This is a genomic window from Streptomyces sp. NPDC014894 (assembly GCF_043080985.1).
GTDB lineage: Bacteria > Actinomycetota > Actinomycetes > Streptomycetales > Streptomycetaceae > Streptomyces.
The window spans coordinates 436,338-459,443 of record NZ_JBIBWD010000001.1; the positions used below are offsets into that span (position 1 = coordinate 436,338).

The following is a 23,106-nucleotide window of genomic DNA, read 5'->3' on the forward strand; positions in this document are numbered from 1 at the left end:
CGCGCGCCGCCCGGTGCGGCCACTTCGGTGAGTCCGGGAGTCGGGGTGTCCGTGACTCGGGGTGTCCGGGCGTCGGGTGGGTTCAGCGATTCAGCGGCACCGCGGCCAGTGTGGCCACCGCCCAGGTCACCGGGGTGAGCACCGCCAGCAGCGCCAGCACCCGCAGCAGCGCCGCCAGCCGCAGCGTGCTCCTCGGCGCGCCCAGCCTGCGAAGGTCCTCCGTCGCGCCCGCGCGGAGCCGGCGGGCCTCCACGGCCGAGGTGGCCAGGGTCGCCGTCGTACAGGCGATCACCAGCACCGCGCCCAGACCGGTCAGCGGACCGAAGGGGTGCGGACCGGTGTCGTACAGCGACCAGGCCGTGATCACCGCCGAGGCGACCGCGCAGACCACGCCCAGCGGGCGGCCGATCCGGCGGGCCTCCGCCATCAGGATCCGCCCCGCGAGCAGCCGGGCCGCGCCCGGCCGCCGGGTCTGGAGCAGCCGGCCGCAGAAGTGGGTGAGGGCGGGTCCGGCGACGGCGAGTCCGACGGCGGTGAGCGCCCAGCCCGCCAGACCGCCCGCCGGATGGGCGTCGAGCCGTCCGGGCAGCGGCACCGACGCGCCCCGGCCGGCCGCCGCCGCGTAGGCCCCGACGGCCAGACCGGCCGTGGTCAGCGCGCATCCCCAGGGCAGTCCGCCCGGTGGCGGCGGGGGAGCCGGGGCCGGCTCCGGCGGCCCGGCGGGCGCCCCGCGCGGGCGCAGGGCCAGGGCGGCCGCGAGGGTGCTCGCCAGCGGTACGAGGGCCAGCAGGGTCAGGGTCGCGCCGGTCGGCAGCGGCCGTCCCGCGGCGAGCGCCCCGGCCGCGGCCCCGTCGAAGGGCAGTCCGGTCAGATCGCCCCGCAGATGGAGGAAGAAGAGCAGGGCGACGGTGCTGCCGAGGGCTCCGGCCACGGCGGTGGAGACCGCGGCGAGCACGGCGAGCCGGCCGGGTCCGAGGCCGACGGCGGAGAGTCCGGTCCGGGGGCTGGTGCCCGGATCCGTCCGCGCGACCGCCACCGCGAGATGCACCGTGGCGGCGAGCGGCACCGCGCACCAGAGCAGCCGGCGCAGCGAGGCGGCGGAGTCGCCGGGGTGGGCGAGGGCGTGGGTCAGCGCGCACAGCAGCAGAAAGCCGACGCCCGCCGAGGCCGCGGCCACCAGCAGTCTGCGCAGCAGGACCAGGGGATGGGCCCCTCGGATCAGACGGAGAGCGAGCACTCGGCCTGGCCTTCCGCCTCGGCGGTGTCCGGCGCGTCGGTCCGCCGGCCGTCCAGGAGCGGGACGGTGCGGTCGGCGAGCGCCGCGACCTCCGGATCGTGGGTGGCGAGGACGACGGTGATCCGGTGCGAGCGGGCCGCGGCGAGCAGCGTACGCAGCACCAGCGCCCGGTCCGCGCGGTGCAGGGTCGCCGTCGGCTCGTCCGCGAAGAGCACCGACGGTACGGCGATCAGCGCGCGGGCGGTGGCGGTCCGCTGGCGCTGCGGCTGGGTGAGGGCGTGGGGTCTGCGGTGCGCGTGCGGGGCGATGTCCAGCCGTTCCAGCCAGTCCAGCGCGGCGGCCCGGGCCAGCCGGTGCGGGTCGCCGCGCAGCAGCAGCGGCAGCGCGGCGTTCTCCCACACCGTCAGTTCCGGTACGAGCGTGGGCGCGGGGTCGATCCAGCCGAAGCGCTCACGCCGCAGCCGTTCGCGCTGGAGCGGGGAGAGGGCGTGGACGGCGGCGGCGCCGAACCAGACCTCGCCCCGGTCGGGGACGGTCTGTCCGGAGAGACAGCGCAGCAGGGTGGTCTTCCCGCTGCCGCGCGGGCCGCACACGGCGAGGACCTCGCCCGCCTCGACCCCGAGCGAGACGTCGGTGAGCGCGGGGGACCCGGCGTGGGCGTGGTGGAGGGAGCGCGCCCGGAGCGCGTCGTCGTCCGGCGGGGCCGCCATGGCGTACACCTCGGTTCTGATCAGATGCGTCGTTCCCCCGTACGGGGGAACGACTTCGGGGCTGATCGGTCACTCGCACGCTAGGCAGCCGGATGCGGGCTCCGGGTGAACACACGGCCCGGGTGCGCTCCATCCACTCGGATGGGCGCACCCGGGCCGGGTGTGCGACGGGTCGGGAGCCGGACTCAGAGCTTGGTCCAGGCCTCCGTGAGGACGCTCCGCAGCACCTGCTCGATCTCGTCGAAGGTCGTCTGGTCGGCGATCAGCGGCGGCGCGAGCTGGATGACCGGGTCGCCGCGGTCGTCGGCCCGGCAGTACAGGCCGTTGTCGTACAGCGCCTTGGAGAGGAAGCCGTAGAGCACGCGCTCCGTCTCCTCGTCGGTGAAGGTCTCCTTGGTGGCCCGGTCCTTCACCAGCTCGATGCCGTAGAAGTAGCCGTTGCCGCGGACGTCGCCGACGATCGGCAGGTCGTACAGCTTCTCCAGGGTGGCCTTGAACGCGGCCTCGTTGTCCAGGACGTGCTGGTTGAGGCCCTCGCGCTCGAAGATGTCGAGGTTGGCGATGCCGACGGCCGCGGAGACCGGGTGGCCGCCGAAGGTGTAGCCGTGCAGGAAGGTGTTGTCGCCCTGGTAGAAGGGCTCGGCGATGCGGTCCGAGATGATGCAGGCGCCGATGGGGGAGTAGCCCGAGGTCATGCCCTTGGCGCAGGTGATCATGTCCGGTACGTAGCCGAACTTGTCGCAGCCGAAGGTGGTGCCGAGGCGGCCGAAGGCGCAGATGACCTCGTCGGAGACGAGGAGCACGTCGTACTGGTCGCAGATCTCCCGGACGCGCTGGAAGTAGCCGGGCGGCGGCGGGAAGCAGCCGCCGGCGTTCTGCACGGGCTCCAGGAAGACGGCGGCGACGGTCTCGGGGCCCTCGAAGAGGATCTCCTGCTCGATCTGGTCGGCGGCCCAGCGGCCGAAGGCCTCGGGGTCCTCGCCGTGGATCGGGGCGCGGTAGATGTTGGTGTTCGGCACCTTGTGCGCGCCGGGGACCAGCGGCTCGAAGGGGGCCTTGAGGGCGGGCAGGCCGGTGATGGACAGGGCGCCCTGCGGGGTGCCGTGATAGGCGACCGCGCGCGAGATGACCTTGTACTTGGTGTGCTTGCCCTTCAGCTTGAAGTACTGCTTGGCGAGCTTCCAGGCGGTCTCCACCGCCTCGCCGCCGCCGGTGGTGAAGAAGACCTTGTTGAGGTCGCCGGGGGCTTCGTGGGCGAGGCGCTCGGCCAGCTCGACGGCCTTGGGGTGGGCGTAGGACCACACCGGGAAGAAGGCCAGCTCCTGGGCCTGCTTGTAGGCGGTCTCGGCCAGCTCGGTACGGCCGTGGCCCGCGTTCACCACGAAGAGGCCGGCGAGCCCGTCGATGTAGCGCTTGCCCTTGTCGTCGAAGATGTAGGTGCCCTCACCGCGGACGATGGTCGGCACGGGGGAGTTCTCGTACGACGACATGCGGGTGAAGTGCATCCACAGGTGGTCGTAGGCGGTCTTGGAGAGGTCGCTGCGGTCCTGGCTCACGGCTATCGGGTTCCCCACATGTAGGTCTGCTTCTTGAGCTTGAGGTAGACGAAGCTCTCGGTGGACCGCACACCGGGGAGCGCGCGGATCCGCTTGTTGATCACTTCGAGCAGGTGGTCGTCGTCCTCGCAGACGACCTCCACCATCAGGTCGAAGGAGCCCGCGGTCATCACCACGTACTCGCATTCGGCCATGGCGGTCAGCGCGTCCGCCACCGGGTCGAGGTCGCCCTCGACCCGGACGCCGACCATCGCCTGCCGCCGGAAGCCCACGGTGAGCGGGTCGGTGACGGCGACGATCTGCATCACGCCCTGGTCGAGCAGCTTCTGGACGCGCTGCCGTACGGCCGCCTCGGACAGGCCGACGGCCTTGCCGATCGCGGCGTAGGGACGGCGACCGTCCTCCTGGAGCTGTTCGATGATCGCGAGGGAGACGGCGTCGATCGTCGGGGACGATCCGCTGCCGCTCCTGGAGTCTGCGCTTCGACTGGCCACGGATTCACCATGCACCGGGACTCGTCTGTCTTGCAAGCCCCAAGCGATGAAATTCGTTGTTATTGATGCTTGAGAGAACTGAATCCGAAGGTGGCATGGGGTAGGGCTGTCGAAAGCGTCGCTTCTGAGGCTAGGGTGGGCGCTCTGGGGTGGGTTGTCTCACCCATTGGACCAACGGAGAACAGACAGGAGGGTGGCCACAGTGACCACCGAGCTGCGTCGTCTGCGCAACTACATCAACGGGGAGTTCCGTGACTCCGCCGACGGGCGGACGATCGACGTCGTCAATCCGGCCACCGGCGAGGTGTACGCCGCTTCTCCGCTCTCCGGGCCGGCCGACGTCGACGCGGCCATGGACGCCGCCGAGGCCGCCTTCCCCGCCTGGCGCGACACCACCCCGGCCGAGCGCCAGCGGGTGCTGCTGAAGATCGCGGACGCCTTCGAGGAGCGCGCCGAGGACCTGATCGCGACCGAGTCGGAGAACACCGGCAAGCCGCTGGAGCTGGTCCGCACCGAAGAGGTCCCGCCGATGGTGGACCAGATCCGCTTCTTCGCGGGCGCGGCGCGGATGCTGGAGGGGCGCTCCGCCGGTGAGTACATGGAGGGCTTCACCTCCATGATCCGCCGCGAGCCGATCGGCGTGTGCGCGCAGGTCGCGCCGTGGAACTACCCGATGATGATGGCCGTGTGGAAGTTCGCCCCGGCGCTGGCCGCGGGCAACACCGTGGTCCTGAAGCCGTCCGACACCACCCCGGCCTCCACCGTGCTGATCGCCGAGATCATCGGCTCGATCGTCCCCAAGGGCGTCTTCAACGTCATCTGCGGCGACCGCGAGACCGGCCGCGCGATGGTCGAGCACCCGACCCCGGCCATGGCCTCCATCACCGGCTCCGTCCGCGCCGGCATGCAGGTCGCCGCCTCCGCGGCCAAGGACGTCAAGCGCGTCCACCTGGAGCTGGGCGGCAAGGCCCCGGTCGTCGTCTTCGAGGACACCGACATCGCCAAGGCCGTCGAGGACATCGCCGTCGCCGGGTACTTCAACGCCGGCCAGGACTGTACGGCCGCCACCCGCGTCCTGGTCCACGAGTCCATCCACGACGCCTTCGTCGAGGCCCTCGCCAAGACCGCCTCCGAGACCCGCACCGGCGCCCCGGACGACGAGGACGTCCTCTACGGCCCGCTCAACAACGCCGACCAGCTCGCCCAGGTCTCCGGCTTCATCGACCGCCTCCCGGCCCACGCCAAGGTCGAGGCGGGCGGCCACCGGGTCGGCGACAAGGGGTACTTCTACGCCCCCACCGTCGTCTCCGGCCTCCGCCAGGACGACGAGATCATCCAGAACGAGGTCTTCGGCCCCGTCATCACCGTCCAGTCCTTCACCGACGAGGCCCAGGCCCTCACCTGGGCGAACGGCGTCGAATTCGCCCTCGCCTCCTCCGTCTGGACCAAGGACCACGCCCGCGCCATGCGCATGTCCAAGGCGCTGGACTTCGGCTGCGTCTGGATCAACACCCACATCCCCCTCGTCGCCGAGATGCCCCACGGCGGCTTCAAGAAGTCCGGCTACGGCAAGGACCTGTCGGCGTACGGCTTCGACGACTACACGCGCGTGAAGCATGTGATGACGTCGCTGGACGGCTGACGGCCGTCGGCCGACAGGCAGGGGGCGGAGGGAAGTTCCTCCGCCCCCTGCCGCGCGTCCGGACGCGCCGCGCCTCCCGGCTCCGCCCCGCGGCTACGGCTTGAGGCCCAGCGCGCCGTACTGGGCCACCAGGGCCGGGGAGGGGGAGGCGGGGTCGGGGCGCCAGTGGGAGCAGGAGACGAGGCCCGGGGGGAGGAGGTCGAGGCCGTCGAAGAAGGAGGCGATCTCCGCGCCGGTGCGGGCGGTGATGGGCGGGGTGGCGTTCTCGTTCCAGAAGGCCATGGCCTCCTCGTTGCCCTCGCCGCCGAGTTCCAGGGTGGGATGGGTGACCACGAGGGCGCTGCCGGAGGGGACGGCGTCCATCAGGGTGCGGACGATGGACCGGGCCTTGTCGGTGTCCAGGACGAAGTTGAGGATGCCGAGCATGATGACGGCGACCGGCCGGTCCGGATCGAGGGTGGGGCGCAGCGAGCGCAGGATCGACTCGGGGTCGTGGGCGTCCCCGTCGTGGTACTCGGTCCTGCCCTCGGGGGAGCTGGTGAGCAGGGCGCGGGCGTGCGCCAGCACGATCGGGTCGTTGTCGACGTAGACGACGCGGGAGTCGGGCGCGATGCGCTGGGCGACCTCGTGGGTGTTCTCGGCGGTCGGCAGTCCGGTGCCGATGTCCAGGAACTGCCGTATGCCGCGCTCGGCGGCCAGATGGGTCACGGCCCGGCCGAGGAAGGCCCGGTCGGCGCGGGCGACCTCGCCGATGCTCGGATAGAGGTCGGTGATGTGGTCGCCGACCGTGCGGTCGACGGGGTAGTTGTCCTTCCCGTGCAGCCAGTGGTTCCAGACCCTGGCGTTGTGGGCGACGTCGGTACGGATCCTGTCGTTCATCTGTGCTCCTCGGCCGGGTGCGGGGACCGGCGGCCCATCATGCCGGAAGGATCAAGAGACGGGGCGGTCGGACGGGCGGGCGCGTCCCGGGGTCCGCAGGACCGAACGCAGGGTGCCGACCCGGTTGGTGGTGATCGAGTCGACGCCCGCCGCCACCAGCGCGCGCATGGTGCGCCGGGTGTCGGCGGTCCACGCGGAGACCAGCATCCCGTCGCGGTGGACCCGGTCCGTGAGGGACCGGCCGATCAGGCCGAAGCGGTAGTTGAGGGTGCGCGGACGGAGCGCGTCGAGCAGCACCGGACGCGGCGGCGCGAGCGAGGTCCAGGTCAGGGCGGTCTCGGCGGCGGGGTCCGCGGCGCGTACGGCGAGCATGGTGGAGGGGCCCGCGCAGTAGTACGCGCGCTCCGCCGCGCCCAGCTCGTGGACCGCGCCGACCACGGCCCGTACCGTCGCCCGGTCCGCGCCGGGCAGATCGATCATCACCCGGTGCCCGTCGAGCGCGTCGAGCGCCTCGGCCAGGGTGGGCACCCCGCCGAGGGTCAGCTCGGCCACCTCGGCCCGGGTCAGCCTCGCCACCGGCCGGTCATGGCCCCACAGCCGCTTCAGCGTGGAGTCGTGCAGCAGGACGGGAACGCCGTCGGCGGTCAGCCGTACGTCGATCTCCACCGCGTCCGCGCCGCTCGCGACGGCGGAGCGGAGCGAGGGAAGGGTGTTCTCACGGACGAGGTAGGGATCGCCTCGGTGGCCTACGGCGGTGACGGTGCGCATGCGCCCATTGTTCCGGAGGCCCTGTGCGCCCGCCCCGCGCGGGGCGGGCGCCCGGGAGTACGGGCTTCTCAGCGGCCCGCGGTCCACGCGGCGGTGTAGGCGTCGATCTCGTCGGCGATCCGCGCCCGGCCGGCCGCGTCCAGGAAGGAGGCCTCCACCGCGTTCTTGGCCAGGTCGGCGACCCCGCGCTCGTCGAGGCCGAGCAGCCGGGCCGCGACCCCGTACTCGTTGTTGAGGTCGGTGCCGAACATCGGCGGGTCGTCGCTGTTGATCGTGACCAGCACCCCGGCCGCGACCATCTCCTTGACGGGGTGCCGGTCGAGATCGAGCACGGCGCGGGTGGCCAGATTGGAGGTGGGGCAGACCTCCAGCGGGATACGGCGCTCGGCGAGATGGGCCAGCAGCGCCGGGTCCTGCGCCGCGCTGGTGCCGTGGCCGATGCGCTCGGCCCCCAGCTCGTTCAGCGCGTCCCAGATCGTCTGCGGTCCGGTCGTCTCCCCGGCGTGCGGCGCCGAGCGCAGCCCGGCCGCGATCGCCCGGTCGAAGTACGGCTTGAACTGCGGCCGGGGCACCCCGATCTCCGGGCCGCCCAGACCGAAGGAGATCAGCCCCTCCGGCCGCAGGTCCAGCGCGAGCCGGGTGGTCTCCTCGGCGGCCTCCAGCCCGGCCTCGCCCGGGATGTCGAAGCACCAGCGCAGCACGATCCCCAGCTCGGCCTCGGCCGCCTTCCGGGCGTCCTCGATCGCGTCCATGAACGCCTTCTCGTCGATGCCCCGGCGGGTCGAGCTGAAGGGGGTGATGGTCAGCTCGGCGTAACGGATGTTCTGCCGGGCCATGTCCCGCGCCACCTCGAAGGTGAGCAGCCGGACGTCCTCCGGGGTGCGGATCAGGTCCACCACCGAGAGATAGACGTCGATGAAGTGTGCGAAGTCGGTGAAGGTGAAGTAGTCCGCGAGGGCCTCGGGGTCGGTGGGCACCTTGGAGTCGGGGTGGTGGGCCGCCAGCTCGGCGACGATGCGCGGGGAGGCCGATCCGACGTGGTGCACATGCAGCTCGGCCTTGGGGAGGCCCTCGATGAAGTGGTGCAGGTCGGTCATCGGGGTCCTCCGCGCGGTCGGTCGTTCGAGTCGGGAATCATCGTAGGCGGCCGGTCTCCCGGCCGACCACAGGCTTTAGCATGACCGGACCACGAACCGGGGGAGACCCATGTCAGAGCAGCAGCCCCAGCCGCCGGGCACGCCCGAACCGCAGGACCAGGATCCCTGGGCCCCTCCGCGGCAGAGCGCGAACCGGGAGAGCGTGAACGGCCCGGACGCCCACCCGCGGGTCCCCGGCGGCCATCAGGAGTGGAGCGGCGGCCCGAGCGGCACGACCCGGCCCGATGTGCCGCTGAACCCCGCCGCCCCGGACGCCCCCGCCTCCCCGCACGTGCACAGCCAGCCGACCGTCACCTCGATGCCGACGGGCGCGGTGCCGCCCCCGCCGACGGCCCCCGGCGGGGCCTTCCCCTCCGCCGGCGCCCCCTTCGGACACGCCCCGGGCCCCGGCTACCCCGCCGCGCCCGACCCCTACGGCGGCGGCTACCCGGCCTACCCCGGCTACCAGGGCTATCCGCCGACCGGCTGGCAGCCGCCCGTCACCACCTCGAACGGCATGGGCGTCGCGGCGATGGTCCTCGGCATCCTCGCCCTCTGCCTGGTCTGCCTGTGGGGCATACCCGGGCTCGTCCTCGGGCTGCTCGCCCTGATCTTCGGCGTCAACGGCAGGAAGCGCGTCCGGATGGGCCGGGCCGACAACGACGGCATGGCGCTCTCGGGCATCATCCTCGGCACCATCGGCATGGTCCTCGGGGCCGTGATCCTCGGGCTGATGATCTGGGCCGTGACCGAGGACAGCGGCAGCGGCGGAGACACCTACGACTACGACTACTCCAACAGCCTGGTGGTCGAGGACTCCCGGGTCTGAGGCCCCCCGCCCCCACCCGGGCAGGTCGCCCCGCCCGAGGCCCGGGGACGCCGGGGACGATCCGGACGTCACCCACGCCCGAGGCCCGCGCGCGTGCGAGGCCCGGCGCGCCCGCGGGGACCGCCGCACGCCGAGGCTCCGCCCGGCGCGGCCTCACCCCGTCCCCGCCGTCCTCCGCAGCTCCTCCCGCGCCTCCATCAGCGCGAACCCCAGCAGATTCAGCCCCGGCCAGCGCGCCGGGTCCCCCGCCCGCTCGTCGTCCGCGGCCAGCCCGATGCCCCAGATCCGGTCCATGGGGCTGGCCTCGACCAGCACCCGGTCGCCGGTGCCGAGCAGAAACTCCGCCAGCTCCGGACGCGCGCCGAACTTGTGCACGCTCCCCGCGCGCACGATGCCGAACCGCTCGCGCTCCCACACCCGGTCGTCGAATCCGCGCACCAGCCGCCCGGCCCGCTTGGCCTGGGCCGGACCCGCGGCGTCCAGCGCCAGCCGCTCCGCGTCCGCGTCCCCGAACAGCCGGGCCTTGGCCGCCATCATCCAGTGCTCGGCCGTGGCGTACCGAACGCCGTCCACCACGAAGGGTGACGGCCACCACTGGCTGAGACAGCTCGCGCCGATCCGCCCGTCCCGCCGCGGCGCGTGGCCCCAGAAATGCAGATACGTGATGCGCTCACCGGTGCTGACCTGCCGGATCAGCTCATGCGTCCCCAAGTGTCTCCCCATGCACGCGAGTCTCGCACCCGCCACTGACACTCCGTACGCTCCCAGCCCTCCCCACCCGACAGATGGTCGACCGATTCCGTCGCGTGACCAAATGGCAACAACGGAATCACTTGTTGGCGAACGGGCCCTCTGTCAGGATCGGCACTCAATTCGGACAGGGACCACGGGCCGGGAGTACGGAGAACGCCATGGGCATCGGCAACCACGGGCTGGACCGCTTCGCGGCCGGCGCGCAGTACACCGGCGGACGGCTGAAGTCCGGCGCCTCGGGGCGTACGCAGAACATCGTCGACCCCGCGACCGGCGAGACGGTCCACACCTACGAACCGGCCGGCCCGGCCGATGTGGACGAGGCGGTCGCCGCCGCCCGGTACGCCTTCCCCGGGTGGGCGGGCGCGACCCCGGGCGAGCGCTCCGACGCCCTGCACCGCTTCGCCTCCGTGCTCGCCGAACGGGCCGACGACCTCGCCCGGGTCGAGTCCCTCCAGTGCGGCAAACCGATCACGCTCAGCAGCGAGTTCGACGTACCGGGCACCCTCGACAACACCGCCTTCTTCGCGGGCGCGGCCCGGCAGCTCACGGGGCAGTCCGCCGGTGAGTACAGCGGCGACCACACCTCCTACGTACGCCGGGAGCCGATCGGCGTCATCGGCTCCGTCGCCCCCTGGAACTACCCGCTCCAGATGGCGGCCTGGAAGATCCTGCCGGCGGTCGCCGCGGGCAACACCGTCGTCCTCAAACCGGCCGAGATCACCCCGCTGACCTCGCTGATGTTCGCTCAGGCGGCCACCGAGGCGGGCATCCCCGACGGTGTGATCAATGTGGTCTCCGGCGCGGGACGGGACGCGGGCGAGCATCTCGTCGCGCACCCGGACGTCGCCATGGTCTCCTTCACCGGCTCCACCGCCGTCGGCCGCCGGGTCGCCGAACTCGCCACCGCCACCGTGAAGCGGCTCCACCTCGAACTCGGCGGCAAGGCCCCCTTCGTCGTCTTCGACGACGCCGACGCGGAGGCCGCCGTCCAGGGCGCGGTCGCCGCCGCGCTCATCAACTCCGGCCAGGACTGCACCGCGGCCACCCGGCTCTATGTCCAGCGCCCGCTGTACGACCGGCTGGTCGAGGGCGTCGCCGATGTCATGGCGACCGTGCGGGCGGGCGATCCGTTCGACCCCGGGACGGATCTCGGGCCGCTCGTCTCCCACGCCCACCGCGACCGGGTGGCCGCCTTCGTCGAACGGGCCCGCGCCCACGCCACCGTCGTCACCGGGGGCCGGGTCCCGGAGAGCGCCGGCGCGTACTACCCGCCCACCCTGGTCACCGGGGCCGCCCAGGAGAGCGAGATCGTCCAGGCCGAGATCTTCGGCCCGGTGCTGACCGTGCTGCCGTTCGACTCCGACGACGAGGGCATCGCGCTCGCCAACGACACCCCTTACGGCCTCGCGGCCTCCGCCTGGACCCGCGACGTCTTCCGCGCCAACCGCGCCACCCGGGAACTCCGGGCCGGCTGCGTCTGGATCAACGACCACATCCCGATCATCAGCGAGATGCCGCACGGCGGACACCGGGCGTCCGGCTTCGGCAAGGACATGTCCGTGTACTCCTTCGAGGAGTACACGCAGGTCAAGCACGTCATGTTCGACAACACCGCGGTCGCGCGGAAGGACTGGCACCGGACGGTCTTCGGCCGCCGCCGACCGTCGGGGGAGCCCCTCCGCCCCTGAACGGCCCCAGGCCCTCACCCCGGATCCGACCGCCGCCCGCCCCGGCCCGGCTCCTTCCGCCCGCAGGGCGGGCCGCCCGGCTCCAGCGACCTCCGGGCGGCCGCCCCGACCGCCGGACCCACCCCTTCCGGCCGACGGCCCTGACGTACCGAAGGCCCTGACTTACTGAAGGCCCTGACGTACCGAAGGCTCTGACCTACCGACGACCCTCACGAACCCGACAGCACCGACCCGCCCGCACGGCACCGACACCTCCGCCACCCGACAGCACCGACCCGCCCGCACGGCACCCGACACCTCCGCCAGCCCACACCTCCGCCACCCCGGCAGCCCCTCCCGCCCCCGGCGCACCCCACCCCCGGCCCCACCCGGCGGACGCACCCCCCGGCCCCCGTCCCGCAAGGGCGTCTCCCCGAAAGGCCACCGATCATGGATCCGTACGAGCCCGACGGCCCCGCCCCGGCCCAGTCGGCCGCCATCCGGCGCAGTCTGACCGGCGGCCGGGGCGCGCTCACCCGCCGGTCGATGCTGCGCGCCGGCGGCGCGGGCGCCCTCGTCCTCGGCGGCGGCGCCGCCCTGAGCGCCTGCGGCATCCCGCCCGCCCGGCGCGAGACCGGGGCCGCCGCCTCCGACGACCACTCCGCCCGGGAGCGGACGGTCGCCTTCTCCAACTGGACCGAGTACATGGACGTCGGCGAGGACGAGAAGAGCCGCCCCACCCTGGCCGACTTCACCCGGCGCACCGGCATCCGGGTCAAGTACACCGAGGACATCAACGACAACGTCGAGTTCTTCGGCAAGATCCGGCCGCAGCTCGCCGCAGGACAGGAGACCGGCCGCGATCTGATCTGCGTCACCGACTGGCTCGCCGCCCGGATGATCCGCCTCGGCTGGGTCCAGAAGCTCGACCCCGCGCTGCTGCCCCACGCGTACACCCATCTCTCCGCCCAGTTCCGGAACCCCGACTGGGACCCCGGCCGCGCCCACTCCTACCCCTGGACCGGGATATCCACGGTCATCGCCTACAACACGAGGGCGACCGGCGGGAAGAAGGTCGACTCCGTCTCCCAGCTGCTCGACGACCCCGCGCTCAAGGGCCGGGTCGGCTTTCTCACCGAGATGCGCGACACCGTCGGAATGGCCCTGCTCGACCTCGGCAAGAACCCCGCGGACTTCACCGACGCCGACTACGACGAGGCCGTCGGCCGGCTCCAGAAGGGCGTCGACAAGAAGCAGATCCGGCGCTTCACCGGCAACGACTACACCGCCGACCTCAGCAAGGGGGATCTGGCGGCCTGTCTCGCCTGGGCCGGCGACGTCGTTCAGCTCCAGGCCGACAACCCGGACGTCCGGTTCGCGATCCCCGCCGCCGGATACATCACCTCCAGCGACAATCTGCTCGTCCCGGCCCAGGCCCGCCGGGCGGAGAACGCCACCCGGCTCATCGACCACTACTACCGGCTCCCGGTCGCCGCCCGGCTCGCCGCGTACATCAACTACGTCTGCCCGGTCGGCGGAGTCGGCGCCGAACTGGCGAAGATCGACCCCGCGCTGGCCAGAAACCCCCTGATCATCCCGGACAAGGCCATGGCCGCCAAGTCCCATGCCTTCCGCTCGCTGAGCAGCGCGGAGGAGAAGGCGTACGAGGAGAAGTTCGCCACGCTCATCGGCGCCTGACCGCACCGTTCACCGCTACCACCGGGATCGCGACCCATGACCGACACCACAGGCGGCGGCGCTGTCCGCCTCTCCGGGATCAGCAAGTCCTACGGCGGCTCCTTCACCGCCGTCCACCCACTGGACCTGACCGTCCCGCAGGGGGCCTTCTTCGCCCTGCTCGGCGCGTCCGGCTGCGGAAAGACCACCACCCTGCGGATGATCGCCGGGCTGGAGGACCCCACCACCGGCTCCGTCTTCCTCGGCGACCGGGACATCACCCGACTGCCCCCGTACAAACGGCCCGTCAACACCGTCTTCCAGAGCTACGCGCTCTTCCCCCACCTCAGCATCCACGAGAACGTCGCCTTCGGACTGCGCCGACGCGGCATCACCTCGGTGAAGAAGCAGGTCGGCGAGATGCTCGACCTCGTCGAACTCGGCGACCTCGCCGCCCGCCGCCCCCATCAGCTCTCCGGCGGCCAGCAGCAGCGCGTCGCCCTCGCCCGCGCGCTCATCAACCACCCGCAGGTGCTGCTGCTCGACGAACCCCTCGGCGCGCTCGACCTCAAACTGCGCCGCCAGATGCAGCTGGAGCTGAAGCGCATCCAGACCGAGGTGGGCATCACCTTCGTCCACGTCACCCACGACCAGGAGGAGGCCATGTCCATGGCCGACACGGTCGCGGTCATGAACGGCGGACGGGTGGAGCAGCTGGGCGCGCCCGCCGAGCTGTACGAGAACCCGCGGACGACGTTCGTCGCCAACTTCCTCGGGACCTCCAACCTCATCGAGGCCGAGGTCCTCTCCACCGCCGGGGGCGAGGTCCTCGTGACCGCCGCCGGAGCCCGGCTGCGCCTGCCCGCCGGGCGCTGCGCCACCGCCCCCGCCGCCGGGGGCGCGCTGCTGGTGGGGATACGCCCCGAGAAGATGTCGCTGGTCCACGCGGACGACACCGGCACGGTCGCCGACGGACGGAACCGGCTCACCGGCACCATCGCCGCCGCCGCCTTCATCGGCGTCTCCACGCAGTACGTCATCGACAGCCCCGTCTGCCCGGAGCTGGCCGTGTACGTACAGAACATCGAGCGCGACCCGCGGCTGACGCCCGGCGCGGAGGTCGTCCTGCACTGGAACCCGGAGCACAGCTTCGGCCTCGACGCGGCCCAGGACATCGCCTCCGGGGTGGAGACCGCCGGGGATCCCTCATGACCGCCGCCGACGCCCCGGCGGCGGCCGGGACCGAGCCGCCGCCCGCGGCCCGGGTCCGCACCCCGCCGCTGCGCCGCAGACTGGTGCCGTACTGGCTGCTGCTGCCCGGCGTCCTGTGGCTGCTGGTCTTCTTCGCGCTGCCGATGGTCTACCAGGCGTCGACGTCCGTGCAGACCGGATCCCTGGAAGAGGGATTCACGGTCACCTGGCACTTCGCGACCTACGCGGACGCGCTCGCCGAGTACGCCCCCCACTTCGTCCGCTCGGTGCTCTACGCGGGCACGGCGACCCTGCTCTGTCTGCTGCTGGGCTATCCGCTGGCGTATCTGATCGCCTTCCGGGCGGGCCGATGGCGCACCCTGCTCCTGGTGCTGGTGATCGCGCCGTTCTTCACCAGCTTCCTGATCCGCACCCTCGCCTGGAAGACGATCCTCGCGGACAGCGGACCGGTGGTGGACGTCCTGGGGGCCGTCGGCTTCCTCGACGTCACCGGATGGCTCGGGATGACCGAGGGGGACCGGGTGCTCGCCACCCCGCTGGCGGTGGTCACCGGACTGACGTACAACTTCCTGCCGTTCATGATCCTGCCGCTCTACACCTCGCTGGAGCGCATCGACCCCCGGCTGCACGAGGCGGCGGGCGATCTGTACGCCAGGCCGTCCACCGTCTTCCGCAAGGTCACCTTCCCGCTCTCCATGCCCGGGGTGGTCTCCGGCACGCTGCTGACCTTCATCCCGGCCAGCGGCGACTACGTCAACGCCGAACTCCTCGGCTCCACGGACACCAAAATGGTCGGCAACGTCATTCAGTCGCAATTCCTGCGGGTGCTCGACTATCCGACCGCCGCCGCGCTGTCGTTCCTGCTCATGGCGCTGGTACTCGTCATCGTCACCTTCTACATCCGGCGGGCCGGAACGGAGGACCTGATCTGATGGCTCCGATGGCATGGCTGCGGCGCAATGCGGTGATCATCGCCGGACTGCTGACGCTCGCCTATCTGATTCTTCCGAACATCGTGGTGACGGTGTTCTCCTTCAATGACCCGGCCGGGAAGTTCAACTACTCCTGGCGGCGTTTCTCCGCCGACGCCTGGCGCGATCCGTGTGGCGTTCCCGATCTCTGCGGATCGCTCGCGCTCTCGCTCCAGATCGCCTTCTGGGCGACGGCCGGGGCCACCGTCCTCGGTGTGATGATCGCCTTCGCGCTGGTCCGCTACCGTTTCCGGGCGCGCGGCGCGGTCAATTCGCTTATCTTTCTCCCGATGGCGATGCCCGAGGTGGTGATGGCGGCGTCCCTGCTCACGCTCTTTCTGAATCTCGGCGCCGAACTCGGTTTCTGGACCGTTCTCATCGCCCACACCATGTTCTGCCTCAGTTTCGTGGTGGTGGCGGTGAAGGCGCGGGTGCTGTCGATGGATCCCCGGCTGGAGGAGGCCGCCCGGGATCTGTACGCCGGACCCTTGCAGACCTTTCTCCGGGTGACGCTGCCGATCGCCGCCCCCGGGATAGCCGCGGGCGCGCTGCTCGCCTTCGCGCTCTCCTTCGACGATTTCATCATCACCAATTTCACCTCGGGCAGCGCCGTCACCTTCCCCATGTTCGTCTGGGGTTCGGCGCAGCGCGGCACACCCGTTCAGATCAATGTGATCGGGACGGCCATGTTCGTCATCGCCGTGACGGTGGTGGTCGTCGGACAGTTCGTCGCGGGCCGGCGCCGCGACCGCGTCCGGTCGCGTTAGCCCCCGACTGCGCCGGGCCCCCGGCCCCCCGGCCCCGGACCACCGCCCGGGCCCCCGGCCCCGTATCACCGGCCCCCACACCGAGGCGGGGGCCGGCCCCCGACCCCGTACGCCCAAGGAGTGGAAACCATGGCCCCAGCCGCCATGACCTTCGCCTCGTCCCTGTCCGACGCCCGGCCCGTCGCCTTCTGGCTGGACGACCCCGCCAGGCCCGCCGCCGAACCCGCGCTCGGCGGCGACGAGCACTGCGATCTGCTGGTCGTCGGCGGCGGCTACAGCGGGCTGTGGACCGCGCTGCTCGCCAAGGAGCGCGACCCCGGCCGCGAGGTGGTCCTCATCGAGGGCCGCGAGACGGGCTGGGCCGCCTCCGGCCGCAACGGGGGCTTCTGCGCGGCCTCGCTCACCCACGGTCTCGCCAACGGCCTCGCCCGCTGGCCCGGCGAGATCGCCGCTCTGGAGCGGCTCGGCGCGGAGAACCTCGACGCCATCGAGGCCGCGGTCGCCGCCCACTCCCTCGACTGCGACTTCGAGCGCACCGGCTCCGTCGACGTCGCCACCGAGCCGCACCATGTGGCGGAGCTGACCGAGCTGTACGAGCGGACCCGCGCGCTCGGTCTCGACGGCCACCGGCTGCTCGACCGGGACGCGATGCGCGCCGAGGTGGACTCCCCGACCTTCCTCGGCGGGCTCTGGGACCGGCGCGGCACCGCGATGCTGAATCCGGCCCGGCTGGCCTGGGGCCTGAAGCGGGCCTGCCTCGGACTCGGCGTACGGATCCACGAGAACACCCCCGGCCTGGCGCTCGCCCCGTTCCGTTCCGGCATGGCCGTGCGCACCCCCGGCGGCCGGGTCTTCGCCCGCCGGGTCGCCCTCGGCACCAATGTCTTTCCCTCGCTGGTCAGACGGGTGCGGCCGTACACCGTGCCGGTCTACGACTACGCCCTGACGACCGAGCCGCTCACCGCCGGACAGCTCGCGGAGATCGGCTGGCGCGGCCGGCAGGGGCTGGGCGACGCGGCCAACCGGTTCCACTACTTCCGGCTGACCGCCGACGACCGCGTCCTGTGGGGCGGCTTCGACGCGGTCTATCCCTACGGCGGCCGGCTCGACTCCCGGCTGGACCACCGGCCCGAGACCCATCTCCGGCTCGCCCGGCACTTCTTCCGCTGCTTCCCCCAGCTGGAGGGGGTGCGCTTCACCCACGCCTGGGGCGGCGCGATCGACACCTGCTCGCGTTTCTCGGCGTTCTTCGGCACGGCCCACGGCGGCCGTGTCTCGTACGCGGCCGGCTACACCGGTCTGGGCGTCGGGGCGTCCCGCTTCGGCGCGCAGGTGATGCTGGACCTGCTGGCGGGGGAGAGCACCGAGCGCACCCGGCTGGCGATGGTGCGGACCAAGCCGCTGCCGTTCCCGCCCGAGCCGGTCGCCTGGGCCGGGATCGGGCTCACCCAGTGGTCCCTGGCCAGGGCCGACGCCAACGGCGGGCGGCGCAACGCCTGGCTGCGGACCCTGGACCGGCTGGGGCTGGGCTTCGACAGCTGAGACCGGCCCCGGGCGCCCGGCGGACGGCGCGTACGGCCCGTCCGCCGAGGGGCCGGGACCGTCGACCGCTCGGCGAACGGCCCGTCCCGGTTTCACTACCAAGGAGTAGCGAAACCCGCGTCATACTCCGGGCCCGGCCCGCTCTCTCCCTGTGAAGGCGCGTGAAGCGCCCTGGACATCACAGGGAACCAAGGGACGGAGGCCGGGCGATGGCTGGCTCGGGGGCCAAGGCAGCGGTGGAGTGGCTCGTATCGGCGGCGCGGTATCCGGACGTCTGCCGGTGGGAGTGGGAGCGCAATCCCCTGGGGACCGTCCTGCTGCCCGCCGGCCGGCGCTGGGACGTGCTGATCCTGCCCGACGGGCTGGGCCGTACGACGCTGGAGGTGCTGAACCGGCTGACCGACGGCGGCGGCCCGGTGCTCGCGGACGCGCGGGCCGGCCGGCTGGGCTTCTTCGTACCCCCGGGCACGGCGGGCCGCTGGCTGGCCACCGGCGTCCGGGGCGCGGGGGAGGGCTCCTGGATCGTCGTCCCGTACCCGGGCCGCGCGCCCGGGGCCGGGGTGCGCTGGCTGGTCCCGCCGGACGGCTCCGGCGTTCTCACCGATCCGGCGCTGCTGGTGTCGGCGATGCACGAGGCGGCGGCGATCCGGGCCTTCGGCGGGGGTGACTGACGGGGGTGACTGACGGGGGCGGCTCGGGCGCGCGGCGGCCGGGCCGCCTGCCGTACGGAGGTCCTCGGCCGGTCCCGCGGCGGCCGGGCCCCCTCCGTGCGGCGGTCCTCCGCGGGCCCGGCTCTGCGCAAAGCCTTGACAACCCCATTGGTCTGGACCAAATTGTGCGCGCTCCCACTTCCATCCCCCCATGCACGGAGGCAGTCGTGGAACGCACCAGAGATCGCGCAAGAGACCGCACCGGGAGGCGCGCCCCGGGCCGCCGCGCCCGGTGGGTCGCCGTCCTCTCGGCGGCCCTCCTCACCCTCGGCGGGCTCGTCGCCACCGCGACCCCCGCCCAGGCCGTCGACAGCGAACTCGCCGTCAACGGAGGCTTCGAGGCCGGCCTCACCGGCTGGAGCTGCTCGGCCGGCAGCGGCGCCGCCGTCACCACCCCGGTCCACGGCGGCGCGGCGGCCCTCAAGGCCACCCCCGCGGGCGGTGACAACGCCAAGTGCAGCCAGACCGTCACGGTCAAGCCCAACTCCGCCTACACCCTCAGCGGCTGGGTCCAGGGCGGCTACGCCTATCTGGGCGTCGGCGGCACCGGCACCACCGACGTCTACGCCTGGACCCCGTCCGCCCCCTCCTGGCAGAAGCTCTCCACCACCTTCCGCACCGGTGCCGCCACCACCTCCGTGACCCTCTACACCCACGGCTGGTACGGTACCTCCGCCTACCACGCCGACGACATCTCGCTCTTCGGACCGGGCGGGGCCCCGGTCGAGATCCCGGCCGCCCCCACCGGCCTGACCACCGGATCGCCCGGCTCCACCTCCGTACCGCTGAGCTGGAACCCGGTCGCCGGAGCCGCCGAGTACCACGTCTACCGGGGCGCCGCGAAGGTCGCCACGGTCACCGGAGCCTCGGCGACCGCCACCGGGCTCACCCCGCAGACCGCGTACACCTTCCAGGTCACCGCGGCCAACAGCGCCGGCGAGTCGCCGAAATCGGCCGCGGTGAGCGTCACGACCACCTCCGGCGGCACCCCGGGCGGCGGGCTCCCGGCCCACGCCCTCGTCGGTTATCTCCACACCAGCTTCGCCAACGGCTCCGGCTACACCCGGCTCGCGGACGTCCCCGAATCCTGGGACGTCATCAATCTGGCCTTCGGCGAGCCGACCTCGGTGACCTCGGGCGACATCCGCTTCAGCCTCTGCCCGGCCGCCGAGTGCCCCAATGTCGAGTCCGCCGCCGAATTCAAGGCCGCCGTCAAGGCCAAGCAGGCGGCGGGCAAGAAGGTGCTGATCTCCATCGGCGGCCAGAACGGCCAGGTCCAGCTCGCCTCCACCGGCGCCCGCGACCTGTTCGTCTCCTCCGTCTCGAAGATCATCGACGAGTACGGGCTGGACGGCCTCGACATCGACTTCGAGGGCCACTCCCTGTCGCTGAACACCGGCGACACGGACTTCCGCTCCCCGACCACCCCGGTCGTCGTCAATCTGATCTCGGCCGTGAAGTCCCTCAAGGCCAAGTACGGCAAGGACTTCATCCTCACCATGGCCCCGGAGACCTTCTTCGTCCAGCTGGGCTACCAGTTCTACGGCTCCGGCCCCTGGGGCGGGCAGGACCCGCGCGCCGGATCGTATCTCCCGGTCATCCACGCGCTGCGGGACGATCTGACCCTGCTCCACGTCCAGCACTACAACTCCGGCCCGATCATGGGCCTGGACAACCAGTACCACACCATGGGCAGCTCGGACTTCCACATCGCGATGGCCGACATGATGCTCACCGGCTTCCCGGTCGCGGGCAATCAGTCACGGGTCTTCCCGCCGCTGCGCCCGGACCAGGTCGCCATCGGTCTGCCGGCCTCCACCCAGGCGGCGGGCGGTCACACCTCGCCCGCCGAGGTGACCAAGACGCTCGACTGCCTGACCAAGAAGACCAACTGCGGCTCGTACCAGACCCATGGCACCTACCCCGCCCTGCGCGGGCTGATGACCTGGTCGATCAACTGGGACCGCTACAACCAGTGGCAGTTCTCGCGGAACTTCGACGCGTACACCTGGAGCTGACCAGCAGGATCATCGCGCACAGGCACCAGCTGCCGATCACGTCCAGCGGCCAGTGGTAGCCGCGCAGCACCAGACCGACGCCCGTCGCCAGGGTCAGCACCCCGGCGGCGGGCGCCGTCCATCGCAGCCGGGAATACGTCATGAGCAGCAGCGCCGCGCCGCCGTAGGCCGTCATCGCGGTGGCGGTGTGGCCCGAGGGGTAGTAGCCGGTCGCCTCCGTCAGCGGGCCGGGCCGGTCGATCAGCGCCTTGAGCGGCACGACGAGCGCGGGGACGGCGGCCAGGGCGAGCACGGCGGCCAGCGCCTCCGGGCGGCGGGCCCGGCCGTCCCGCCACAGGGTGTACGCGACGGCCGCGGCGAGCACCGGCAGGGCGACGGGGAGGGAGCCGAGGTCGGCGAGGAGTTCGGCGGCCGGGCGCGGGCCCCGGCCGAAGAGCGCCCGTCCGGCGCGCTCGTCGAGGGAGCGCAGCGGTCCGCCGGCCGCCACCTGCCAGGTGATCAGGGCGAAGAGACCGAAGAGCGCCGCGCACAGGCCGAGCGGCGCGAACGCGAAGAAGGCCGGCGGCCTCGGAACAGGGGGGGTGGTTCCGAGACTGCCGGCCGGACCGGTCTGCCGCCCGCCCCGGGGGGTTTGGGGCGTGCGGCCATCCGATCGGTGAGGAGTTCCGGAACCTGAGGCTCCGGTGGTGTGCGCAATGGCACGGCCGGGACAGTGCCGGGGAAGCCCTGGCCCGGAATCGCCCGCAGTCCCCTGCGGGCGGGGTGTTTCTCTCATCTGCAGAAACCGTACGGCAGGGGCGGGGGGACCGACAGGCGGATTCCCATCCCGCCATCGGCCCCCCACACCTTCTTCACAGGTCGCGACCGTTCCGCCTGGTCAGGGCTCATCCGTTCGGATGGATCGAACACGGGTGCCCGCTCGGCCGGACGGCCGGGCCGGGCGCGCCGCCGCAGGTCAGACGGCCGGGAACGCCTGCTCCAGGATGTCCAGGCCCTCGTTGAGCAGATCCTCGCCGATCACCAGCGGCGGCAGGAAACGCAGCACATTGCCGTAGGTGCCACAGGTCAGGACCAGCAGCCCCTCCGCGTGGCAGGCCTTCGCGAGCGCGGCGGCGGCGGACGGGTGCGGCTCCTTGGTCTCCCGGTCCTTCACCAGCTCGATCGCGATCATCGCGCCCCGGCCCCGGACGTCGCCGATGATGTCGAACTTCTCCTGCATCGCGGTCAGCCGGCCCTTCATGACCTCCTCGATGCGGCGGGCCTTCGCGTTGAGGTCCAGCTCCTTCATCGTCTCGATCGACCCGAGCGCGCCAGCGCACGCCACCGGGTTGCCGCCGTAGGTGCCGCCCAGACCGCCCGCGTGCGCCGCGTCCATGATCTCGGCGCGGCCGGTGACGGCGGCGAGCGGCAGACCGCCCGCGATGCCCTTGGCGGTGGTGATCAGGTCCGGGACGACGCCCTCGTCCTCACAGGCGAACCACTGGCCGGTACGGCAGAAGCCCGACTGGATCTCGTCCGCCACGAACACGATGCCGTTCTCCTGGGCGAATCGCGCGATCGCGGGCAGGAAGCCCTTGGCCGGCTCGATGAAGCCGCCCTCGCCGAGCACCGGCTCGATGATGATCGCCGCGACGTTCTCCGCGCCGATCTGCTTGCTGATCTGGTCGATGGCCTGCGCGGACGCCTCGGCGCCGGCGTTCTCGGCCCCGGTCGGCCAGCGGTACCCGTACGCCACCGGCACCCGGTACACCTCCGGCGCGAACGGCCCGAAGCCCTGCTTGTACGGCATGTTCTTCGAGGTCAGAGCCATCGTGAGATTGGTACGGCCGTGGTAGCCGTGATCGAAGACCACCACCGCCTGGCGCTTGGTGTACGACCGCGCGATCTTCACCGCGTTCTCGACCGCCTCGGCGCCCGAGTTGAACAGCGCCGACTTCTTCGCGTGATCACCCGGCGTCAGCTCGGCCAGGGCCTCCGCGACCGCCACGTACCCCTCGTACGGCGTCACCATGAAACAGGTGTGCGTGAAGTCCGCCAGCTGCGCCGACGCCCGGCGCACCACGGCCTCCGCGCTCGCGCCGACGCTGGTCACGGCGATGCCGGAGCCGAAGTCGATCAGACGGTTGCCGTCCACGTCCTCGATGATCCCGCCGCCCGCCCGCGCCGTGAACACGGGCAGCACGGACCCCACACCGGCGGCGACCACGGCGGCACGGCGCGCCTGCAGCTCGACCGACTTCGGTCCGGGAATGGCGGTGACGACGCGGCGCTCCTGCGGGATTGCGGTCATGAGGGGCTCCTGGGGGTGCTCTGGACGCTGCTGAGGGTTCTCTCCACCGCAGGCTAGGGGCGCGAGCGGGGAGTGGGCATGCGCCGTTCGGGAGTGTTGCCCGGGCTGCGTTGTCCGTGCCGGACATAGGGGTGGGGGGCTCGACGCGGGGGGCCCGGCCCGGGGTGCGGCCGTCCCCGCCCCCGTCGATCGGTGAACTGCCCAGGCGGGGGCATTAGATTGAGGGCCTGCGCAGGGCCGGATCG

At 72.3% G+C, this 23,106-nt stretch carries 20 protein-coding genes; 10 read left to right on the plus strand and 10 right to left on the minus strand.

The window, feature by feature from the left end:
- Nucleotides 1–82: 82 nt before the first annotated feature.
- The 4 genes from ACF089_RS01890 to ACF089_RS01905 all read right to left on the minus strand — a co-directional run bounded on the left by ACF089_RS01890 (nt 83) and on the right by ACF089_RS01905 (nt 4,012).
- Nucleotides 83–1,237 (minus strand): hypothetical protein, encoded by a 1,155-nt coding sequence (locus ACF089_RS01890; RefSeq protein WP_392020453.1) that lies wholly within the window; start codon nt 1,235–1,237, stop codon nt 83–85.
- Nucleotides 1,219–1,947, minus strand: a complete 729-nt coding sequence (locus tag ACF089_RS01895; RefSeq protein WP_392020456.1) for an ABC transporter ATP-binding protein — start codon at nt 1,945–1,947, stop codon at nt 1,219–1,221. Before ACF089_RS01895 ends, ACF089_RS01890 begins: the two co-directional genes overlap by 19 nt.
- A 185-nt stretch (nt 1,948–2,132) precedes the next feature.
- Nucleotides 2,133–3,521, minus strand: coding sequence for an aspartate aminotransferase family protein (locus ACF089_RS01900; RefSeq protein ID WP_392020459.1), 1,389 nt, complete (start codon nt 3,519–3,521; stop codon nt 2,133–2,135).
- Nucleotides 3,506–4,012: an Lrp/AsnC family transcriptional regulator gene (locus ACF089_RS01905; protein WP_392020461.1), complete on the minus strand. Its 507-nt coding sequence runs from the start codon at nt 4,010–4,012 to the stop codon at nt 3,506–3,508. The genes ACF089_RS01900 and ACF089_RS01905 overlap by 16 nt, the downstream gene beginning before the upstream one ends.
- 187 nt (nt 4,013–4,199) lie before the next feature.
- Here ACF089_RS01905 and ACF089_RS01910 point away from each other — a divergent pair, with 187 nt between their 5' ends.
- The gene (locus ACF089_RS01910) at nt 4,200–5,639 is read left to right on the plus strand and encodes a gamma-aminobutyraldehyde dehydrogenase (protein ID WP_392021559.1); all 1,440 of its coding nucleotides are present in this window, start codon (nt 4,200–4,202) and stop codon (nt 5,637–5,639) included.
- A gap of 93 nt (nt 5,640–5,732) precedes the next feature.
- On the opposite strand, the gene ACF089_RS01915 is transcribed toward ACF089_RS01910, so the two are convergent.
- The 3 genes from ACF089_RS01915 to ACF089_RS01925 all read right to left on the minus strand — a co-directional run bounded on the left by ACF089_RS01915 (nt 5,733) and on the right by ACF089_RS01925 (nt 8,383).
- Nucleotides 5,733–6,518: an SAM-dependent methyltransferase gene (locus ACF089_RS01915; protein ID WP_392020463.1), complete on the minus strand. Its 786-nt coding sequence runs from the start codon at nt 6,516–6,518 to the stop codon at nt 5,733–5,735.
- Between the two features lie 51 nt (nt 6,519–6,569).
- Nucleotides 6,570–7,286 carry a glycerophosphodiester phosphodiesterase gene (locus tag ACF089_RS01920; RefSeq protein WP_392020465.1) on the minus strand — a complete coding sequence of 239 codons (717 nt, stop codon included), beginning with the start codon at nt 7,284–7,286 and terminating at the stop codon, nt 6,570–6,572.
- Between the two features lie 68 nt (nt 7,287–7,354).
- Nucleotides 7,355–8,383 carry an adenosine deaminase gene (locus ACF089_RS01925; protein WP_392020468.1) on the minus strand — a complete coding sequence of 343 codons (1,029 nt, stop codon included), beginning with the start codon at nt 8,381–8,383 and terminating at the stop codon, nt 7,355–7,357.
- A 109-nt stretch (nt 8,384–8,492) separates the two neighbouring features.
- On the opposite strand from ACF089_RS01925, the gene ACF089_RS01930 reads away from it, so the two are divergent.
- Nucleotides 8,493–9,251: a DUF4190 domain-containing protein gene (locus tag ACF089_RS01930; protein WP_392020470.1), complete on the plus strand. Its 759-nt coding sequence runs from the start codon at nt 8,493–8,495 to the stop codon at nt 9,249–9,251.
- A 153-nt stretch (nt 9,252–9,404) separates the two neighbouring features.
- Here the strand turns inward: ACF089_RS01930 and ACF089_RS01935 are convergent, their stop codons facing one another.
- Nucleotides 9,405–9,974 (minus strand): NADAR family protein, encoded by a 570-nt coding sequence (locus tag ACF089_RS01935; protein WP_392020473.1) that lies wholly within the window; start codon nt 9,972–9,974, stop codon nt 9,405–9,407.
- Between the two features lie 188 nt (nt 9,975–10,162).
- Between ACF089_RS01935 and ACF089_RS01940 the strand changes: the two genes are divergently transcribed.
- The 8 genes from ACF089_RS01940 to ACF089_RS01975 all read left to right on the plus strand — a co-directional run bounded on the left by ACF089_RS01940 (nt 10,163) and on the right by ACF089_RS01975 (nt 20,571).
- Nucleotides 10,163–11,695, plus strand: a complete 1,533-nt coding sequence (locus ACF089_RS01940) for a gamma-aminobutyraldehyde dehydrogenase (RefSeq protein WP_392020476.1) — start codon at nt 10,163–10,165, stop codon at nt 11,693–11,695.
- A 429-nt stretch (nt 11,696–12,124) separates the two neighbouring features.
- Nucleotides 12,125–13,372, plus strand: coding sequence for a spermidine/putrescine ABC transporter substrate-binding protein (locus ACF089_RS01945; protein ID WP_392020479.1), 1,248 nt, complete (start codon nt 12,125–12,127; stop codon nt 13,370–13,372).
- A 36-nt stretch (nt 13,373–13,408) separates the two neighbouring features.
- On the plus strand, nt 13,409–14,563 hold the full coding sequence (locus ACF089_RS01950; RefSeq protein WP_392020481.1) for an ABC transporter ATP-binding protein: 1,155 nt from the start codon (nt 13,409–13,411) through the stop codon (nt 14,561–14,563).
- Nucleotides 14,560–15,495 (plus strand): ABC transporter permease, encoded by a 936-nt coding sequence (locus ACF089_RS01955; RefSeq protein ID WP_392020483.1) that lies wholly within the window; start codon nt 14,560–14,562, stop codon nt 15,493–15,495. The genes ACF089_RS01950 and ACF089_RS01955 overlap by 4 nt, the downstream gene beginning before the upstream one ends.
- Nucleotides 15,496–15,503: 8 nt before the next feature.
- Nucleotides 15,504–16,301, plus strand: coding sequence for an ABC transporter permease (locus ACF089_RS01960; protein ID WP_392021563.1), 798 nt, complete (start codon nt 15,504–15,506; stop codon nt 16,299–16,301).
- Nucleotides 16,302–16,430: 129 nt separating this feature from the next.
- Complete coding sequence (locus ACF089_RS01965; RefSeq protein WP_392020485.1) at nt 16,431–17,843, plus strand: NAD(P)/FAD-dependent oxidoreductase; 1,413 nt, start codon at nt 16,431–16,433, stop codon at nt 17,841–17,843.
- Nucleotides 17,844–18,052: 209 nt separating this feature from the next.
- Nucleotides 18,053–18,514: a hypothetical protein gene (locus ACF089_RS01970; RefSeq protein ID WP_392020488.1), complete on the plus strand. Its 462-nt coding sequence runs from the start codon at nt 18,053–18,055 to the stop codon at nt 18,512–18,514.
- Between the two features lie 206 nt (nt 18,515–18,720).
- The gene (locus tag ACF089_RS01975; RefSeq protein ID WP_392020490.1) at nt 18,721–20,571 is read left to right on the plus strand and encodes a chitinase; all 1,851 of its coding nucleotides are present in this window, start codon (nt 18,721–18,723) and stop codon (nt 20,569–20,571) included.
- Here the strand turns inward: ACF089_RS01975 and ACF089_RS01980 are convergent.
- Both ACF089_RS01980 and gabT read right to left on the minus strand, forming a co-directional pair.
- Entirely contained in the window at nt 20,507–21,058 is a 552-nt protein-coding gene (locus ACF089_RS01980) for a phosphatase PAP2 family protein (protein ID WP_392020493.1), read from the minus strand. The two genes, ACF089_RS01975 and ACF089_RS01980, sit on opposite strands and share 65 nt — an antisense overlap.
- Nucleotides 21,059–21,526: 468 nt before the next feature.
- The gene (gene gabT, locus ACF089_RS01985; RefSeq protein ID WP_392020496.1) at nt 21,527–22,861 is read right to left on the minus strand and encodes a 4-aminobutyrate--2-oxoglutarate transaminase; all 1,335 of its coding nucleotides are present in this window, start codon (nt 22,859–22,861) and stop codon (nt 21,527–21,529) included.
- Nucleotides 22,862–23,106 lie beyond the last annotated feature (245 nt).

What these genes read in the sequence shown, in the direction of transcription:
- ACF089_RS01970 (WP_392020488.1), top strand. Translation starts at nt 18,053, where the DNA reads ATGGCTGGCTCGGGGGCCAAGGCAGCGGTGGAGTGGCTCGTATCGGCG.
- ACF089_RS01950 (WP_392020481.1), top strand. Translation starts at nt 13,409, where the DNA reads ATGACCGACACCACAGGCGGCGGCGCTGTCCGCCTCTCCGGGATCAGC.
- ACF089_RS01945 (WP_392020479.1), top strand. Translation starts at nt 12,125, where the DNA reads ATGGATCCGTACGAGCCCGACGGCCCCGCCCCGGCCCAGTCGGCCGCC.
- ACF089_RS01915 (WP_392020463.1), bottom strand. Translation starts at nt 6,518, where the DNA reads ATGAACGACAGGATCCGTACCGACGTCGCCCACAACGCCAGGGTCTGG.
- ACF089_RS01925 (WP_392020468.1), bottom strand. Translation starts at nt 8,383, where the DNA reads ATGACCGACCTGCACCACTTCATCGAGGGCCTCCCCAAGGCCGAGCTG.
- ACF089_RS01955 (WP_392020483.1), top strand. Translation starts at nt 14,560, where the DNA reads ATGACCGCCGCCGACGCCCCGGCGGCGGCCGGGACCGAGCCGCCGCCC.
- gabT (WP_392020496.1), bottom strand. Translation starts at nt 22,861, where the DNA reads ATGACCGCAATCCCGCAGGAGCGCCGCGTCGTCACCGCCATTCCCGGA.
- ACF089_RS01895 (WP_392020456.1), bottom strand. Translation starts at nt 1,947, where the DNA reads ATGGCGGCCCCGCCGGACGACGACGCGCTCCGGGCGCGCTCCCTCCAC.
- ACF089_RS01935 (WP_392020473.1), bottom strand. Translation starts at nt 9,974, where the DNA reads ATGGGGAGACACTTGGGGACGCATGAGCTGATCCGGCAGGTCAGCACC.
- ACF089_RS01965 (WP_392020485.1), top strand. Translation starts at nt 16,431, where the DNA reads ATGGCCCCAGCCGCCATGACCTTCGCCTCGTCCCTGTCCGACGCCCGG.
- ACF089_RS01940 (WP_392020476.1), top strand. Translation starts at nt 10,163, where the DNA reads ATGGGCATCGGCAACCACGGGCTGGACCGCTTCGCGGCCGGCGCGCAG.
- ACF089_RS01920 (WP_392020465.1), bottom strand. Translation starts at nt 7,286, where the DNA reads ATGCGCACCGTCACCGCCGTAGGCCACCGAGGCGATCCCTACCTCGTC.
- ACF089_RS01930 (WP_392020470.1), top strand. Translation starts at nt 8,493, where the DNA reads ATGTCAGAGCAGCAGCCCCAGCCGCCGGGCACGCCCGAACCGCAGGAC.
- ACF089_RS01960 (WP_392021563.1), top strand. Translation starts at nt 15,504, where the DNA reads ATGGCATGGCTGCGGCGCAATGCGGTGATCATCGCCGGACTGCTGACG.